Below are 16,401 nucleotides of genomic sequence, written 5' to 3' on the forward strand. Positions count from 1 at the left end.
GCCAGACGAAGAAAACGCTCGTTTTCCTTGAGCCGGGATTCACATCGAGCGGCGTGAGGGGGAGGGGTAAAAAACACGCGTCATCTCGCCTCTCTCGTTAGCCCCGCTTCCCCCTCCACTACCCCCATCAACTCTGCTCACTTCCAGCCTCTGCCCGGTCACAATGACGGGGAGACGCCCTTCTCTTCACCTCAAGGAGACCCCATGACCCAGCAGCAGCCCGTGCAGGTGGAGTACAGCTTCGGCCAGTCGCAACTCGTGGAGGGGATGGCGGGCGCGTCCGACCTCCTCGTCCGCTTCCGGCTGCCGAGCACGGGGGCGGCGCGCAGGCCGCTGAACCTCGCGCTCGTCATCGACCGGAGCGGGAGCATGGCCGGGGGCCTCCTCAAGCACGCCATCCGCGCCGCGCAGGGGGTGGTGGACGAACTCGGACCGGGCGATACCCTCAGCGTGGTCGTGTACGACGACGAGGTACAGACCCTCATCGCGCCCACCGCCGTCACCGACCGGGCGGCCCTCAAGGCGCGGCTCGCGGGCATCCGGGCGGGCGGCCTGACGAACCTCTCCGGCGGCTGGCTGCGCGGGGTGGAACTCGTGGCGGCGCACGCCGGGCCGCAGGTCGTGAGCCGGGTGCTGCTCCTCACCGACGGGCAGGCGAACGTGGGCGTCAGCGATCCGAGCGTCCTCACGAAGACGGCGGCCCAGAAGGCGGAAGCGGGCGTGACGACGACCACGCTCGGCTTCGGCAGCTACTTCCAGGAGGACCTCCTCATCGGCATGGCGCGGGCGGCGGGCGGCAACTTCTACTTCATCCAGTCCGCCGACGACGCCGCCGACGTGTTCGGCATCGAGCTTCAGACCTTGAAGGCCGTCGCCGCGCAGAACCTGACCGTCACCCTGTCCCCGGCTCCCGGCGTGAACGTGACGGACGTGCTCAGCCTCCACCGCAAGGGGAGCGATTCCCTCACCCTCGATCTCGGCGACGTGTACGAGGACGAGGACAAGCTGCTCGGCCTGAGCCTCAGCCTGCCCGCCCTGCCCGCCGGGGACCACGGGCTGCTCGGCCTCACCTTCCGGGCGGACGCGGTGCGGGACGGGGCCATCGAGACGCTGACGGGCGGGCTGGACGTGCGCGCGGTCGCCGCGCCGCTCGGCCCGGACCTGAGAAGCGACGTGGCCGTGACCCTCGACCTCGCCCGACTGCGGATCGCCCGCGCGAAGGAGCGGGCCGTGGACCTCGCGGACGGGGGCGACGCGGCGGGGGCGGAGGCGATCTTGCGCGGTCTCATCGGCGAGCTGCGCGCCTCCGGGCTGCATGAACACTTCGAGATCGCCGAGGAAATCGAGCAGCTCGAACACTACGCCGCCCGCATCGCGTCCCGGCGGCTGGACGGCGACACCCGCAAGGAACTGCGCGACCAGTCCTTCCAGGGCCTCAGCCGCGCCCGCACCGATCTCCTCGGACGCGGCGTGACCGTGGACGCCGCCGCCCTCGCCCTGCCCGTGGTGGCGGATGCGGGGAACGGCGTGGAACTCGTCTGCGTGCGGGAAGGGGGACGCCTGCGCGTGAAGGTGGAGGCGGACGGCGAGGGCGGCGGCCTGAACGTCCAGTTCCCCCGCGCCCTGCGTGCCGAGGGTGCCCGTTACGTGGTGGACGGGCTGGAGACGAGCGCGGACGGCTCCTTCTACCGGGTCGTCGGTGAGGTGCGCCGCGTCGTGCGCCCCGGCGAGAGCGACCCGCTGGCGGGCGTCCGTGGGGGCGGGTTCGGTGCCTCCCGCTCGGCCCCCGCGCCCCGCGCCGTCAAGGCCCCCGTCACCCTGGCCGACCTGGAGAATACGGATGCGGTCGGCTCAGGCGTCCTCGTCCAGTGCCTCAAGGACGGGAGCAAGTTGCGCGCCCGCGTGGTGTCGGACGGTTACCACCCCGACTGGAACATGCGCTTCCCACGCGGCATCCGTGAGGACGGCACCCTGTACGTGGTGGACATGGTGAACACCGCGCCCGACGGCAAGTCCTACATCGCCTCCGGCACCATCCGCCGCTTCGTGCAGCCGAGCTGAGGCGGCCTACACCTCCAGCCGTTCCGGGAAGCCTGCGGGGAGGTCCATCGCCGCGAGCCGCCCGCTCGCCCGGTCCACGAGGACGAGGAGGTTAGCCGCTTCCGGGGCGAGCTTGCTGGGATACAGGAGCGCGTCGAAGCGCCCGGAGTCGAAGGCGGCCCGCCCCAGCCGTTGCGTCGGCGCGTCCCGGCCCCGGCCCGTGAGGACCTGCCAGTCCCCGGTGAGTTCCTGCAAGCCCGTGCCGAGCCGCTCCTGAACCTCCTCGTCGGTGAGGTCCAGCACGCGCCCGGCCCGCAGGGGGAGGCTCAGGCAGGTCACGCCCCGCAGCTCGCCCTCTTCCGGCGATTGTCGGTATTCCTTGACCGCGAGTTCGGGGCTGAGCGACAGGTACAGCGTCCGGAACGCTCCCCCCCGGCTGTAGCGCCCGTCTTTCGTGAGGTCGCGCAGGGCGTCCGTCACGTCCCGCACCGACACGCCTCCCACACAGCGGTGGGCCGTGCCCTCCCAAATGGTGGGGGCGACGGTCTGAAGGGCCTCTCTCATTTCGGCGTCCTTGAGCATGGAGGGAAGCTATCCGGCTTCGGACACGTTGGCTTGAGGACCGGCTCAACGCTGCGTTTACGCCGTACCATGCGGGCATGCAAGGCCTCGCCTTCAAGCGCATGAGCGTGGAGGAGTACCTCCGCACGGAGATCGAATCCGAGTTCCGGCGGGAGTACGTGGGCGGCTTCTGGTACGGCCTGCACGGGGAGTCCGGCGAGGAGGACGGCACGAGCGCGGCTCACTGCGGCGTCACCACGAACGTCATGATGAAGCTCTTCGACGCCTGCGACCGCCGGGAGTTGTGGCTGGGGTCCTCTCAATTCAAGCTCCACATCCCGGAGCGGCCCAGCTTCTTCTATCCCGATCTGGCGGTCTACCGGACAGAAAACGTGCAGGAGTGGTACGGCACCGACCCTCTCTTTCTGCTGGAGGTGATCGAGCCGCGTACGGAGTTGGTGGACAGGTGCGTGAAATACCATGCCTATGCCGCCCTTCCCAGCCTGCAAACCTACCTGATCGCCGAGCAGAGGGAGCGGCGGGTCTACGTCTATCAGCGTGACGGCGGACGTTGGGGGATGACAGAGTATGCGGGAGACGGCCTCATCCCCCTGCCCTGCCTGGGCGCGGAGTTGTCGCTGGACGAGATGTACGACGGCGTGCTCTAACGCCATTCCGCCGCCGACAGAATCCGCCCCCGGCGCTATCCTGTCCACCATGCCCGCCGCCCCGCCCGCCGATCCCATCCGCGTGACGGGCGGCGTCAACCGCGTGCGCTTCCGCGCCGATAGCGGCTTCACCGTCATGACCGCCCGCCTTCGCAACTCGGAGGGCGAGGACCCCGACGCCACCGTCATCGGCGTGATGCCGCCGCTGGAGGCGGGCGACACCTTCAGCGCCGACGTGCTGATGGAGGAACACCGCGAGTACGGCTACCAGTACCGCGTCCTGAACATGGTGCTGGAGGCCCAGCCCACCGACCTGACGGAAGCGGGCGTGGCGGCCTACCTGGAGGCCCGTGTGGGCGGCGTCGGCAAAGTGCTGGCCGGACGCATCGCCCGGATGTTCGGCCCGGCGACCTTCGACGTGCTGGAGGGGGAGCCGGAGAAGTTGTTGCAGGTGCCCGGCGTCACCCAGTCCACCCTCCACAAGATGACGGCGAGCTGGAGCCAGCAGGGGCTGGAACGCCGTCTCCTCGCTGGGTTGCAGGGGCTGGGGCTGAGCATCTCCCAGGCGCAGCGGGCCGTGAAGCACTTCGGGGAGTCGGCGCTGGAGCGCCTGCAAGCCGACCTCTTCGCCATGACCGAGGTCGAGGGCATCGGCTTCCTGACCGCCGACAAGCTGTGGGCCGCGCAGGAGCTTCCCCGCGATGACCCCCGCCGCCTCACCGCCGCCGCCGTGTACGCGCTTCAGCAGGCCGGGCAGCAGGGCGGGCACTCCTTCCTCCCCCGTGAGCGGGCCGAGCGCGGTGTCGTTCACTACACCCGCGTCTCCCCGGACCAGGCCCGGCTCGCGGTAGATACGGCGGTGGAACTCGGTCGCCTGTCGGACGACCCGACCCCGGACGGCAAGAGCCGCATCTACCTCCCCCACGTCCTGCGCGCGGAGAAGAAGCTCGCCCAACTTATCCGCACCCTGCTCGCCACGCCGCCCGCCGGGGACGAGTGGATGGTCCCGGACGGGTCGGCGAAGGGCTTGTCCGACGAACAGGCGCGGGTCCTCGACCTCCTCGAAGATCACCGCCTCGTCGTGCTGACGGGCGGGCCGGGCACGGGCAAGAGCACGACGACGCGGGCCGTCGCGGACCTCGCGGAAAAGCTCGGGTTGGAGGTCGGTCTCTGCGCTCCGACGGGCAAAGCGGCGCGTCGTCTGGGCGAGGTCACGGGCCGCACCGCCTCCACCATCCACCGCCTGCTCGGCTACGGCCCGGCGGGCTTTCGGCACAACCACCTCGAACCCGCGCCCTACGACCTTCTCATCGTGGACGAGGTGAGCATGTGCGGCGACGGGCTGATGCTCTCGCTCCTCGCCGCCGTGCCGCCGGGCGCGCGGGTGCTCCTCGTGGGCGACGTGGACCAACTCCCGCCCGTGGACGCCGGGCTGCCCCTCCACGCCCTCACGCACACCGCGCCCACCGTTCGCCTGACCACCGTGTACCGCCAGGCCGCCGAGAACCCGATCATCCGCGCCGCCCACGGGCTGCTGCACGGTCAGGCCCCGGAGTGGGGCGATCCCCGCCTGAACCTCACCGAGACCGAGCCGGACGTGGGTGCCCGCCGCGTCGCCCTGATGGTGCGCGAGTTGGGTGGGCCGGGGCAGGTGCAGGTCCTCACGCCGATGCGGAAGGGGCCGCTCGGCGTGGACCTCCTCAACACTCACCTCCAATCCATCTTCAACCCCGGCGAGGGCGGTCTGCGGATCGCGGAGGGCGAGGCGCGGCCCGGCGACGTGGTGGTCCAGACGAAGAACGACTACGGCAACGAGGTCTTTAACGGCGCATTGGGCACGGTCCTCAAGGCCGAGGGCGGACGCCTCACCGTGGACTTCGACGGCAACGTGGTGGAACTCGTCGGTGCCGAACTCTTCAACCTCCAGCTCGGCTACGCCCTGACCGTCCACCGGGCGCAGGGCAGCGAGTGGGGCACGGTCCTCGGCGTGCTGCACGAGGCGCACATGCCGATGCTCTCGCGCAACCTCGTCTACACGGCCCTCACCCGCGCCCGCGAACGCTTCTTCGCGGCGGGGTCGGCGTCTGCGTGGGACAAGGCCGCCCTGCGTCAGCGCGAGGAGCGCAACACGGCGCTGCTGGAGCGGGTGCGGGGGCGGTAGGGCTTTCAGGATGGAATCAAGCCGTCTATAGCCTCATCAACCTCTTCCATCAGGGGAATGGTGGCGGCGAGTGCGCCCAGCGTCTTTTGGTAGTGGTTCTGCTCCGCGAGGCTCAACGTGCGGCCCCGCCGGTCCTTCAGCCACTTCTCGGCCACTTGATACCCGCCCACTCGGAATTCCCAGACTTCTGGAGTTACACCGGTAAACCATTGGTCCGAATTGATCATCACCTTGCCCGTGGTATCGCCTGCACTGGGATGAATGAACTCGGGGTAGCCCTTCTCGACCGCGTTGCTGCCCGCTTTGGGGAAGCCGCCCAGTTTGCCCGCCGTTTCGAGGAGGTGTTGCCCGGCTAGCTTGGCCCCCAACTCTGCCAGCGCCCAGAAGCGTTCGAGTGTGTCAGGCAACGGAATACGCGGAAAGTCCGTGCGGAGGAAGTCGGCGTAGCGGCTGCGGTAGCTGGGGCTGTGTAGCACGGCGTAGATGTAGTGGAATACGTCTTCGGGCATAAATCCCGCCATAAGCTGTTCTGGGCTGTTCTGGGCTGTTCTGGGCTGTTCTGGGCTGTTCTGGGCTGTTCTGGGCTGTTCTGGGCTGTTCTGGGCTGTTCTGGGCTGTTCTGGGCTGCGGCGGCTCGGCTAGCGCCTCGCCGCCGGCAGCCCGAAACGGCAATCCCGTCGCGTTCATCAATGCGACAATAAATGTCTTAGACAGGTTGGGTGTGCGCTCCTGAGCGTCGATAGGCCAAGTAGTTGTTGGAGTTAAAAGTGTACTTCCACCACGGGTAGGGTATAGATAAAGAGGGAACTGGTAGTTGATTTCTTTTATTGATAGAGAGTGGTGCGTGACGGGTTTATTGGATAAAAAGACGTGTTCCCAATCTTTTCTCCCCTCCACCGATTTATTGGTTATTAAAGAGATATTCGGGTGAATCATATTATCTGACACTCTTCGTCTAAGGTGTACTGCAACATTAGAATCGTAGACCGTGAACCGTAAATCAAATGGCCTGTATAGAACTTCTGTTATTGAACTGGTATAACTATTACTTTGAATATAGCTCCTCGCAGAGGAGTAATCCCACTGATCTTGACTACACAATTTGAATATCTTTCTAGCGCTCGCCTCATCATGCGTTGCCGACAGCTTTTCTAGGTTCTCAATAATACCTTCTCTGGACAAAGAGATTGCAAAGCTGTCGTGTGTTGTTAAGATTCCTGGGGCGGGGTCTCCATATGGAGAATAAATATCTTTAACAGAATGCCAATTCAAGTAAGTTTGATTATCTTCAAAGTCTTTAAAGGGAAACCTGGGAGGTTCGGGATTTATTTGCTTCCATTGGATAGTTAAAACATCATTTTCAAACAAATATTTGTACTTCTCGCCTCTTAACCCATAAACGTCTTGCTTGTATACTACACATTTCTTGTTCTGTAAATCAATCCTTCTAACGAATATGCTTATTGCTACACCCTGCTTAATGTCAAACACGTTTTCATCTTTGCTGCCGTCGGGAGACCTCTCCTTTCTATTAGCGTTACCATGCAGGTCTAAAACGTATATCTCGTCAAAAGACGAGAGTAGACTTTGGCGCATTCCTCGGAAAACAGGCCCATCCAAATATATGTGAGGAGTAATAAAAGCAACTATACCGTGCCCGTTTTGCTCTATCTTCCATTGCGCCCACCTGATGAATTTATTTTCATCAGATTGAAGCCACTTCAAGCCACCTCTATCTTTAATCTGCTCACCGTCCACCTCGTAGTAGTTACCGGGCGTGCGGCGGGCCTTGTCCACCTTGCCCTTCATCCTGACTGTGCCCTTCAACAGGTCGTCTATCCACTGGCCCTTGTTGGCGCTGTGGCCGCTGTATGGCGGGTTGCCTAGCACCACCATGATGGGGTAGTCGGCCTTGATGCGCCCGGCCACTACGGCCTCGTCACTGATGACCTGAAACGGCCCCCTGAGGCGTACGGCCTCGTGTCCGGGGTCGTCCAGGGTGTTGGTCAGGTAGATGTTCAGGCGCTCACCCAGCTTGACCGCCTGATCCTGCCGCTGCTCGCGCTGCTCCGGGGTCTCGCCCGGCATGTCCAGCCCTTCCAGCTCCATGCTCAGCTTCAGGTGCGCCACGGCGTAGGGTGCCATCATCAGTTCGAAGCCGTACAGGGCGTGGATGAGATGCTCGCGCACGTAGGCGGGCCACTGCCCGGCGTTGGCGCTGGCAGCAAAGCGGTCACGTAACAGGCGGATGATTTGGAAGGGAAAGGTGCCCGTGCCGGTGGCCGGGTCCATGATGAGCAGCCGGGGCACTTCTTTCTGAACCCGCTGGCCCCGGTCGTCGCTGGTGGTGAAGGTGGTTTTCCCGGTGTCACCCAAGCCGTCCACCAGCCCGAAGTCACGCTTGAGCAGGGCGTCCACACTTCGCACGATGTAGTCGACTACCGGCGTGGGGGTGTAGTAAACACCGCGCTGCTCCCGGAGCTTGGGGTCGTACTGGGCCAGGAACGTCTCGTAGAAATGAACGATGGGGTCGTCCTGTCGGTCGGAGGTGCCGAACTCAGTCAGAATCTCCGCCATGTCCGCCTGGGCCAGTAGGGCGGCCAAGTCGTCGATCAGTGTGACGTAAGGCTCTTCGTCCAGATCGGGGCCGGTCAGCGTGTAAAAGAGCTTCTGAAGCAGAGGGTTCGTCCTGGGAATGGAGTGGGCCGCGCCTTGCCGGGTGAAGTGGCCCCCCTTGAAGTCCACACGGGCCGCGAAGAGACCGTAAGCAAGGGTCTGGGCGTACATGTCGGCAAATTCCGCTTCTGTGAGGGAAGGCAGAATGGTTTCCCGGAAGGCAGCCAGCAATCCTCTCAGCGTGTCGCTGGCCTCCCTTTGCTTCAGAATGTCCAGCGCCACGTCATGAACTAGGCGGGTCAGGCGGGCCATTCGCCGGGCTAGCTCTAGCGCCGAGCCTATGGGCTGAGGCTTTTGCTCCGCGAAGCCGGTCAGCAGGGCCGCCAGGTCTGCCGGACCCATAGGCAGACGCGTCAGCTTGTGCCCATCCCACTCGCCCAGCAAAGCCCTCGCTTGCCGCTTCTCGCCATCTACATACCAGCGGAACTCCAAGTAATCGGTGAGCAGCAGATTGGGCAGGGCGGCCCGGTAGCGGCCCAGTTGCTCGCTCTTCTCCGTCTCAGCCAGGCTGACGCCCACATCTTTGGCTTCCGCATAGCCCAGGGTCACGTCATCACGGGTAATGAGGTAATCAGGTGCCCCATATTTGCCTCGTTTGGGTTCGTTGGTGGCGTGTGCGCCAGACAACATACCTTCCAGCAGGGTAGATAGGGCCGCCCGGTGCGTGTGTTCCGTCGCGCGCCCTGCTTTCAGGTCTTTTTCCACACGGTCGAGATACGTTTTGACCAGGATTGTGGGGTTAGGTGGGGTCGGCATGTTCCTACAGGCTAGCGCGGCGTTTAGAGGAGGGCCGCCGCACATCTTCCATGCTATCCTCTAAGCCCGGAGGCCGAGCGCCCCGGTTTTTCTTTTTGGCCCCCGGTGGGGTCAGGGCCTCGGGGACGACGATGAAGTTCATTTTTGTGACGGGCGGCGTGGTCAGCAGCCTCGGCAAGGGCGTGGCGAGCGCCTCGCTGGGGGCGCTGCTGCGGGCGCGCGGCTCCCGCGTCACGGCGGTCAAGATCGACCCCTACATCAACATCGACGCGGGCACGATGCGGCCCTACGAACACGGCGAGGTCTTCGTGACGGCGAGCGGGGCCGAGACCGACCTCGACCTCGGCAACTACGAGCGCTTTCTCGACCTCGACATCCCGGCGGGCAGCAACATCACGACCGGGCAGGTGTACCAGGAGGTCATCCGCAAGGAGCGGGCGGGCGACTACCTCTCGCAGACGGTGCAGGTCATCCCGCACGTCACCGACGAGATCAAGCGCCGCATCCGCGCGGCGGGGGAGACGGCGGGGGCGGAGATCGTTTTGATCGAGGTCGGCGGCACGGTGGGCGACATCGAGTCGCTGCCCTTCCTGGAGGCCATCCGGCAGTTTCGCTTCGACGAGGGCGACGAGAACGTCCTGTACCTGCACCTGACCCTCGTGCCGTACCTGGGGACCTCGAACGAGTTCAAGACCAAGCCCACCCAGCACTCGGTCGCCGAACTGCGCTCGGTGGGCATCAGCCCCGACATCGTGATGGTGCGGAGCAAGGAGAAGCTGCCGCCCGAGATCACCCGCAAGATCGCCCTCTTCACGTCCGTGCGCGAGAACCGCGTCTTCTCCTCCCACGACGTGGGCCACGTCTACGAGTTGCCCCTCGCGCTGGAGGAGCAGGGGCTGGGCAAGGCGGTGGAGGACCTGCTGGGGCTGGAGCGCACCCACCCCAATCTCGGCGTGTGGCAGAACGCCATGCGCGTGATGCGGCAGCCGGGCCGCGAGGTGACGATTGCCCTCGCCGGGAAGTACACCCAGATGCCCGACGCGTACCTCAGTCTCCTCGAATCGCTCACCCACGCCGGAATCGCCAACGATGCCCGCGTGAACATCAAGTGGGTGAACGCCGAGGACCTGCGCGAGGGCGACCTGGAGGCGCAGCTCGGCGACGCCGACGGCATCCTCGTGCCCGGCGGCTTCGGCATTCGCGGCATCGAGGGCAAGATTCGCGCCGCCGAGTACGCCCGGACGCGCGGAGTCCCCTACCTCGGCATCTGCCTGGGCATGCAGATCGCCGTGATCGAGTACGCCCGGCACGTCGCGGGCCTCTCGGGAGCCAACTCCGCCGAGTTCGACCCCTACGCGCCCCACAAGGTCATCGACCTGATGCCCGAGCAACTGGAGGTCGCCGGGATGGGGGGCACCATGCGCCTCGGCGACTGGCCTATGGAGTTGCGCGCCGGAACAAAGATCGCCGAACTCTACGGCGTGCCGCAGGGGGGCACCGTCCGCGAACGCCACCGCCACCGCTACGAGGTCAACCCCGCCTACGTGGAGCGGCTCCAGGAGGCGGGCCTCACCATCAGCGGCGTGACGCCGGGCCGTGAGGGGCGCGGCGCGGGCCTCGTGGAGAGCATCGAGATTCCCGGCCACCCCTTTTTCGTGGCGCTTCAGGCGCACCCGGAGTTCAAGAGCCGCCCGATGCGGCCCAGCCCGCCGTTCGCGGGGTTCGTGGCGGCGGCGTTGGGGAGCGGTCAGCGACCAGCGACCAGCGACCAGCTCACAGGCGCGGAAGCGTAAGAGCGTTCGGGAGCGTGAAGCCTCAGCCCCGGCTGGGGCTTTCTTCCTGCTGGCGGCTGGCGGCTGGTGGCTGAACGCCCAGCGTCCCCAGCGCCCCGTCCACCTGCGCCTCCAACTCCTCCAGACTCCCCCCGTTGTCCAGCACGGCGGTCGCCCGTCTGCGCTTCTCCCCGGCGGGCATCTGGCGGGAGTCGCGGGCCAAGACCTCCTCCGCGCTCAGGCCCGAGCGGGCGGTCACGCGGGCCACGCGGGTCTCCAACGGCGCGTCCACGACGAGTACGGCGTCCATCTGACGCTCCAGCCCGCCCTCGAAGAGAAGGGGCACGTCCTGCACGACCCAGCCCTCGCCGCGTGCTGCCGCCGCCGCTTCCAGGTCCAGCATCCGGGCACGAACGCGCGGGTGGACGATGGCGTTCAGTCGGGAGAGGTGGGCCTGGTCGCCAAACACCACCGAGGCCAGGGCCGCGCGTTCGAGGACCCCACCCCGCACCGTGCCGGGAAAGGCGGCCTCGATCTCAGCCAGCACTTCCGGCTCCAGCGTCACGAGCCTCGCCTGCTCGTCGGCGTCGAGGACGGTCAGGCCGCGTGCTCGCAGCAGGGCCGCGACGGTACTCTTGCCCGCGCCGATGCTGCCCGTCAGGCCGAGGCGGCGCAGGCCGGGCGGGGGAGGGGGTGGAGAGGACATGGGACGTACTGTGCCACGGGGAGGAGCCGTTAGAGGTCAGGTGGTGAACGACCACAGGAAGACGCGGGGCTATTTCTTTTGCTCCTTCCACACAAGCGCCCGATGTAAATCACGCGTCGGGCGAAAGGAGCGTTTTCGTCGTCTGGGAGAAGGACGAGCGGTGCTCGTCACCCCTCTCCCCGGCCCTCTCCCACAAGGGGAGAGGAAGAACAACACAACGTCTGGAACGCCCGCTTTCTCTTGCACATCAGGCGTTCTGATCGCGGTCCTCCGTTCCGTTGATGGGAGGGAAGCACCCCCATCACCTCCACTTCGACCGCTCCGGTCTCGGGTTCTCGCTCCGCTCGGACCCCATCCATCGAAGGGCTTGCCTCAACTCATGGGGCCACCGTTGTGAGTGGGAAGGAGGTGAGCGGGCAGGGCGTCGCCGGAGGAGAGGGCCATCCCTGTGGTTGTCCATGAGCTGAGGCCGTGTCGGGAAGTGACGCCCCCGCCCCCCGTCCATCAGAACGGCATCAATGTCACCTTCTATGCTCGCCGGATGACCCACCTCTTCTGCCCGGCGAAGGTGCCTGCGGGTGCCTGCTCTCACGGGTGCTTCACCCCGGTCTGCGGCGGGGTGCCTATCATGCGGCAAGATCGATTCCCGCGTTCCATGTCAGCTTGCACCGCTCCCAGCGCGGTGTTAGCCTCGACCCCGGAGGTTTCTCAGTGAAACGACGTTCCCTCGGCCTGCTCCTCGCGGCGGCCATCCTCTCCGGCACCGCCGCGCAGACGCTACCGACGGCTCCGGCTCCCTCCACCCCCACGGCCCCGGCCACGCCCGCCGCTGTTCCGGCGACCGTCCCGGCGACTCCCGCGCGTCCCGCCCGCCCCGCCGCGAATTATGTGGCACTGGGCGTCTTCTATTACGAGCAGGGCAAGTTCGACGAGGCGTACGTGGCCTTCCGCGCCGCCGCCGAGATCGACCCGCGCAACGCCGACGCCCTGCTGGGACTGGGCCGCTCGCAGGTCAAGCTGCGGCTGTATCTGCCTGCCATCGAGACGCTGCGGCGGCTGATCGCGCTCGACCCGCGTAACGTCAGCGGCTATATCGCGCTCGCGCAGGCCTACCAGCAGCAGTACATCGGGGCGAGCGACCGCGCCAGCGTGACGGGCAACCTCGCCGAGGCGCAGCGGGTGCTCACCGAGGTCGAGGCGACCGTTCAGGCTCTCGGCGGCACCGAGCGCGACCTCAACCTCAGCAAGGTGTGGAACGAGCGCGGGTACGTCTTCAAACTTCAGGGCGACGGCGGGCGGGCCATCGAGGCCTTCAAGCAGGCCAGCACGCTCAACCCCGAGAACGACGTGATCTTGTTTAACCTCGGGGACATGTACTACGCGACGGGCAACCTCGTGGCGGCGCTCGACAGCCTGCAACAGGCCGTGATCGCCGACCCGCGTGACCCCTACAACCGCGCGTACTACGCCAAGCTCCTCGCCCTGAGCGGCAACACGACCGCCGCCAAGCCGGAGGCCGCGCAGGCCGCCCGCCTCGCGCCGTCCAACAGCTACGCGGTCGGGCAGTACGGCGTGGTGAGCTACCTCAGCCAGGACCGCGCCACCGCCCGCACGCAACTCACCCAGGCGGTGCGGCTCGACCCCCTGCGCTACCCCGAGTTCTACTACTACCTGGGTCGCCTCGACCTCGACGCGGGTGATCTCAAGGCCGCCCGCGAGAACCTGACGCGCGCCGCCGCCCTCGGCAGCACGACGCCCGAGTACGCCTACTACCTCGGCCTGAGCTACGAGCGCGGCGCGGGCACGCTGGCCCCCGACCGCCTCAAGGCCCGCGAGAACTACGAGCGTGCCCTGCGGCTCAGCCCGAACTATGCGCTGGCCCGCGAGGGTCTGGGCCGCGTGCGCTGAGGCTCGCCGTCACAGTGACCCCTTCCAACTCGGGAGGGGTCTTTTCGTGCTCCCCTGAACGTTCGCTTAAGCTCGGCAGGACCCACGCGTGTCATCAGGCGCGGGTAAGCTGAGGGCCGCTGCCGTCCCCGCCCGCCGTGGGCGTGGGCCTGACGGCCCGAAAGGAGCATCATCATGGCCTACCAACTGCCGAGCCTGCCGTACGCGGAGAACGCCCTCGAACCCCACATCAACGCGCAGACGATGAACATCCACCGCACGAAGCACCACCAGACCTACGTGGACAACGCCAACAAGGCGCTGGAGGGCACCGAGCTCGCGGACATGCCGGTGGAGCAGCTCATCGCCCAGCTCGACCGGGTGCCCGCCGACAAGAAGAACGTCCTGCGGAACAACGCGGGCGGCCATGCCAACCACAGCCTCTTCTGGCAGGTCATGACGCCGGACGGGCAGGGCCAGCCGGGCGGTGAACTCGCTGGGGCCATCGAGCAGGCCTTCGGTTCCTTCGACGCCTTCAAGGAGCGGTTCGAGGACGCGGCCAAGACGCGCTTCGGCTCCGGCTGGGCGTGGCTCGTCGTGCAGAACGGACAGCTCGCCGTCGTCTCCACCGCCAATCAGGACAACCCCCTGATGGGCGAGGGCGTCGCGGGCGTGAGCGGCACCCCGATCCTCGGCGTGGACGTGTGGGAGCACGCCTACTACCTGAACTACCAGAACAAGCGCCCCGACTACCTCAAGGCCTTCTGGAACGTCGTGAACTGGGACGAGGTGGCCCGGCGATACACGGAGGCGAAGTCGCAGTAAGGCCGCAAGGAACACGCCCCCAGGCCAAGTGCGCTGGGGGCGTGCTTTTTTGTCTTTCGCTGACGGCTGACGGCTGACGGCTGAAAGCTGAAGGCTGACCGCCCCCTCAACCCCCCCGCCGCGCCGCCCGCATCCTGATCACCTGCGGCACGATGAGGGCCAGCGCCACGATAATCATGATGAAGGCCGTCAGCGGCTGCCGGGCGAAGATGCTGAAGTCGCCGTTGCTCTGCTGGAGGGCGGTGCGGAACTGCGACTCCGCCGTTGGCCCCAGGATCGTGCCGATGATCGCGGGCGTCACCGGGAAGTCGAAGCGACGCATCCCGTACCCGATCACGCCGAAGATGGCGAGCATGATCAGGTCGAACACACTGTTGTTCAGCGAGTACACGCCAACCGTGGAAAAGACGAGGATGGCCGCGTACAGGAACGGGCGGGGGATCAGCAGCAGCCGTGCCCACACCGGTGCGAGGGGCAGGTTCAGCGCCAGCAGCATCACGTTCCCGATGTAGAGCGAGGCGATCAATCCCCATACGAGTTCGGTGTTCGTGACGAAGAGCAGCGGCCCCGGTTGCAGCCCGTACCCCTGGAAGGCGGCGAGCAGGATGGCGGCGGTCGCGCTCGTCGGGAGGCCGAGGGTGAGGAGCGGGACGAGGACCCCGGCGGCGGAGGCGTTGTTCGCCGCTTCCGGCCCGGCGACGCCCTCGATGGCCCCCTTACCGAACTCCTCCGGGTGCTTGGTGAGCCGTTTTTCGAGCGTGTAGCTCAGGAAGGTGGGAATCTCCGCGCCGCCCGCCGGGACCGCGCCGAAGGGGAAGCCCAGCGCCGTGCCGCGCAGCCACGGTTTCCAACTGCGCCGCCAGTCCTCGCGGTTCATGTGGGCACCCTCCGAGAGCCGGATCACGCTGGGTTTGCCCTGCCGCAACCGGCTCGCCACGTACAGCGTCTCCCCGATGGCGAACAGGCCGATGACCACCGTCACGAACTCGATGCCGTCCAGCAACTCCGGGCGACCCAACGTGAAGCGTGCCTGCCCACTCTGGAGGTCGGTGCCGATCAGACCGACGGCGAGACCGAGGGCGAGGCTCGTCAGCCCGCGCAGGGGACTCCCGCCGAAGGTCGCGCTTACGGTGACGAAGGCGAGGAGGATGAGGGCGAACTTGGCACCCGCCGAAATCTGCACGGCGACATCCGCGATGGCGGGCGCGGCGAAGGTCAGCAGCATCGTCCCGATGGTCCCCGCCACAAAGGACCCGATGGCGGCGGTGGCGAGCGCGGCGGCCCCCCGGCCCCGGCGGGCCATCTTGTTCCCCTCCAGCGCGGTGATGATCGAACTCGACTCACCGGGCGTGTTCAGCAGGATGGAGGTGGTCGAGCCGCCGAACATCCCCCCGTAGTAGATGCCCGCGAACATGATGAAGGCGCTGACGGGTTCCAACTGATTAGTCACCGGCAAGAGCAGCGCGACCGTGAGCGCCGGGCCGATGCCGGGCAGCACGCCGACGAGGGTGCCGAGCGTCACGCCGACGAGCGCCCACAGCAGGTTGATGGGGGTGAGGGCCGTCTCGAAGCCCGCGAACAGGGCGGTCAGGGCCTCCATCTACAGCACTCCCCGGAAGACCCCGGCGGGCAGCGCCAGCCCCAGCCCCCGCGTGAAGAGGAGGTACGTGACGAGCGACAGAGCGAGCGCCACGCCCAGGATCAACAGCAGGCGGCGCTCGCCGAACGCATACGCCACGCTGAAGTACATGATCGAGGTGCCCAGCACGAAACCCAGCGACGGCAGCAGCACCGCGCCGAGCAGGAAGCCGCCCAGGATGAGGAGCGCGGAGCCGGGGTGGGCGGGGATGGTCGGGTCGATGTCCTCCTCGACGGCGGGTTCGGCCCGCTCGCCCCGCAGGGCGTTCACGGTGAGCAGGGCACCTAGCACGGTCATACCGACGCTCACGATCAGGGGGAAGACACGGGGGCCGACGACCGCGTTGATGCCGAAGGGAATCTGGAGGCTGCCGACGAGCAGCGCCACGCCGAGCGCCGTCACGCCCAGCGCGACGAGCAGATCGGGCACGCTGACGCCGCGCCGCGTGGACGTGGGCGCGTCCGGGGAGGGGGAGGGGGGGGCGTCTTGCATGAGAGAACTCCTCGCGGGAAGGGGACGTGGGGACCTGGGGGTGAACGGGGACATCGTAAGGCTAAGGGGTGGGGTTGGCTCCGGGTGGGGAGGTGGGCGGTGGGGTCGTCACGTCGCCCCCTCACCCCGGCCCTCTGCTTCGCCAGCTCTTCGAGTCACCCACGAGGGGAGAGGGAGGAACAAAGCTCAGGCCACAGCTCTTTTAGCTCCTCCCACTG

The 16,401-nt window shown here is 66.6% G+C and carries 12 protein-coding genes; 6 read left to right on the forward strand and 6 right to left on the reverse strand.

All coding sequences use genetic code 11. From position 1 onward, the window contains the following. Positions 1-204: 204 nt before the first annotated feature. Positions 205-2,061 (forward strand): VWA domain-containing protein, encoded by a 1,857-nt coding sequence (locus V3W47_RS12465; protein ID WP_331825544.1) that lies wholly within the window; start codon positions 205-207, stop codon positions 2,059-2,061. Positions 2,062-2,067: 6 nt separating this feature from the next. Here V3W47_RS12465 and V3W47_RS12470 read toward each other — a convergent pair whose 3' ends face one another. Beyond that, on the reverse strand, positions 2,068-2,604 hold the full coding sequence (locus tag V3W47_RS12470) for an RES family NAD+ phosphorylase (protein ID WP_331825545.1): 537 nt from the start codon (positions 2,602-2,604) through the stop codon (positions 2,068-2,070). Positions 2,605-2,699: 95 nt separating this feature from the next. Between V3W47_RS12470 and V3W47_RS12475 the strand changes: the two genes are divergently transcribed. Together V3W47_RS12475 and recD2 are read left to right on the forward strand one after the other, a co-directional pair. After that, on the forward strand, positions 2,700-3,269 hold the full coding sequence (locus V3W47_RS12475) for a Uma2 family endonuclease (protein ID WP_331825546.1): 570 nt from the start codon (positions 2,700-2,702) through the stop codon (positions 3,267-3,269). Between the two features lie 49 nt (positions 3,270-3,318). Then, entirely contained in the window at positions 3,319-5,430 is a 2,112-nt protein-coding gene (gene recD2, locus V3W47_RS12480; RefSeq protein WP_331825547.1) for an SF1B family DNA helicase RecD2, read from the forward strand. A 5-nt stretch (positions 5,431-5,435) separates the two neighbouring features. Here recD2 and V3W47_RS12485 read toward each other — a convergent pair whose 3' ends face one another. Together V3W47_RS12485 and V3W47_RS12490 are read right to left on the reverse strand one after the other, a co-directional pair. After that, on the reverse strand, positions 5,436-5,939 hold the full coding sequence (locus V3W47_RS12485; RefSeq protein WP_331825548.1) for a type ISP restriction/modification enzyme: 504 nt from the start codon (positions 5,937-5,939) through the stop codon (positions 5,436-5,438). Then, positions 5,830-8,862, reverse strand: coding sequence for a type ISP restriction/modification enzyme (locus tag V3W47_RS12490; protein WP_331825549.1), 3,033 nt, complete (start codon positions 8,860-8,862; stop codon positions 5,830-5,832). Before V3W47_RS12490 ends, V3W47_RS12485 begins: the two co-directional genes overlap by 110 nt. Before the next feature lie 131 nt (positions 8,863-8,993). On the opposite strand from V3W47_RS12490, the gene pyrG reads away from it, so the two are divergent. Next, the gene (gene pyrG, locus V3W47_RS12495) at positions 8,994-10,655 is read left to right on the forward strand and encodes a CTP synthase (RefSeq protein WP_331825550.1); all 1,662 of its coding nucleotides are present in this window, start codon (positions 8,994-8,996) and stop codon (positions 10,653-10,655) included. Between the two features lie 22 nt (positions 10,656-10,677). Here pyrG and coaE read toward each other — a convergent pair whose 3' ends face one another. Then, entirely contained in the window at positions 10,678-11,340 is a 663-nt protein-coding gene (gene coaE / locus V3W47_RS12500) for a dephospho-CoA kinase (RefSeq protein WP_331825551.1), read from the reverse strand. A gap of 711 nt (positions 11,341-12,051) precedes the next feature. Between coaE and V3W47_RS12505 the strand changes: the two genes are divergently transcribed. Then, positions 12,052-13,248 carry a tetratricopeptide repeat protein gene (locus tag V3W47_RS12505; protein ID WP_331825552.1) on the forward strand — a complete coding sequence of 399 codons (1,197 nt, stop codon included), beginning with the start codon at positions 12,052-12,054 and terminating at the stop codon, positions 13,246-13,248. A gap of 174 nt (positions 13,249-13,422) precedes the next feature. Then, complete coding sequence (locus tag V3W47_RS12510) at positions 13,423-14,052, forward strand: superoxide dismutase (protein WP_331825553.1); 630 nt, start codon at positions 13,423-13,425, stop codon at positions 14,050-14,052. Positions 14,053-14,158: 106 nt separating this feature from the next. Here the strand turns inward: V3W47_RS12510 and V3W47_RS12515 are convergent, their stop codons facing one another. Both V3W47_RS12515 and V3W47_RS12520 read right to left on the reverse strand, forming a co-directional pair. Continuing rightward, positions 14,159-15,652 (reverse strand): tripartite tricarboxylate transporter permease, encoded by a 1,494-nt coding sequence (locus V3W47_RS12515; protein WP_331825554.1) that lies wholly within the window; start codon positions 15,650-15,652, stop codon positions 14,159-14,161. After that, complete coding sequence (locus V3W47_RS12520; RefSeq protein WP_331825555.1) at positions 15,653-16,183, reverse strand: tripartite tricarboxylate transporter TctB family protein; 531 nt, start codon at positions 16,181-16,183, stop codon at positions 15,653-15,655. It lies immediately after the preceding gene. Positions 16,184-16,401: the final 218 nt, after the last annotated feature.

Origin of the sequence: Deinococcus sp. YIM 134068, assembly GCF_036543075.1 — a bacterium.
Taxonomy (GTDB): Bacteria; Deinococcota; Deinococci; order Deinococcales; family Deinococcaceae; genus Deinococcus; species Deinococcus lichenicola.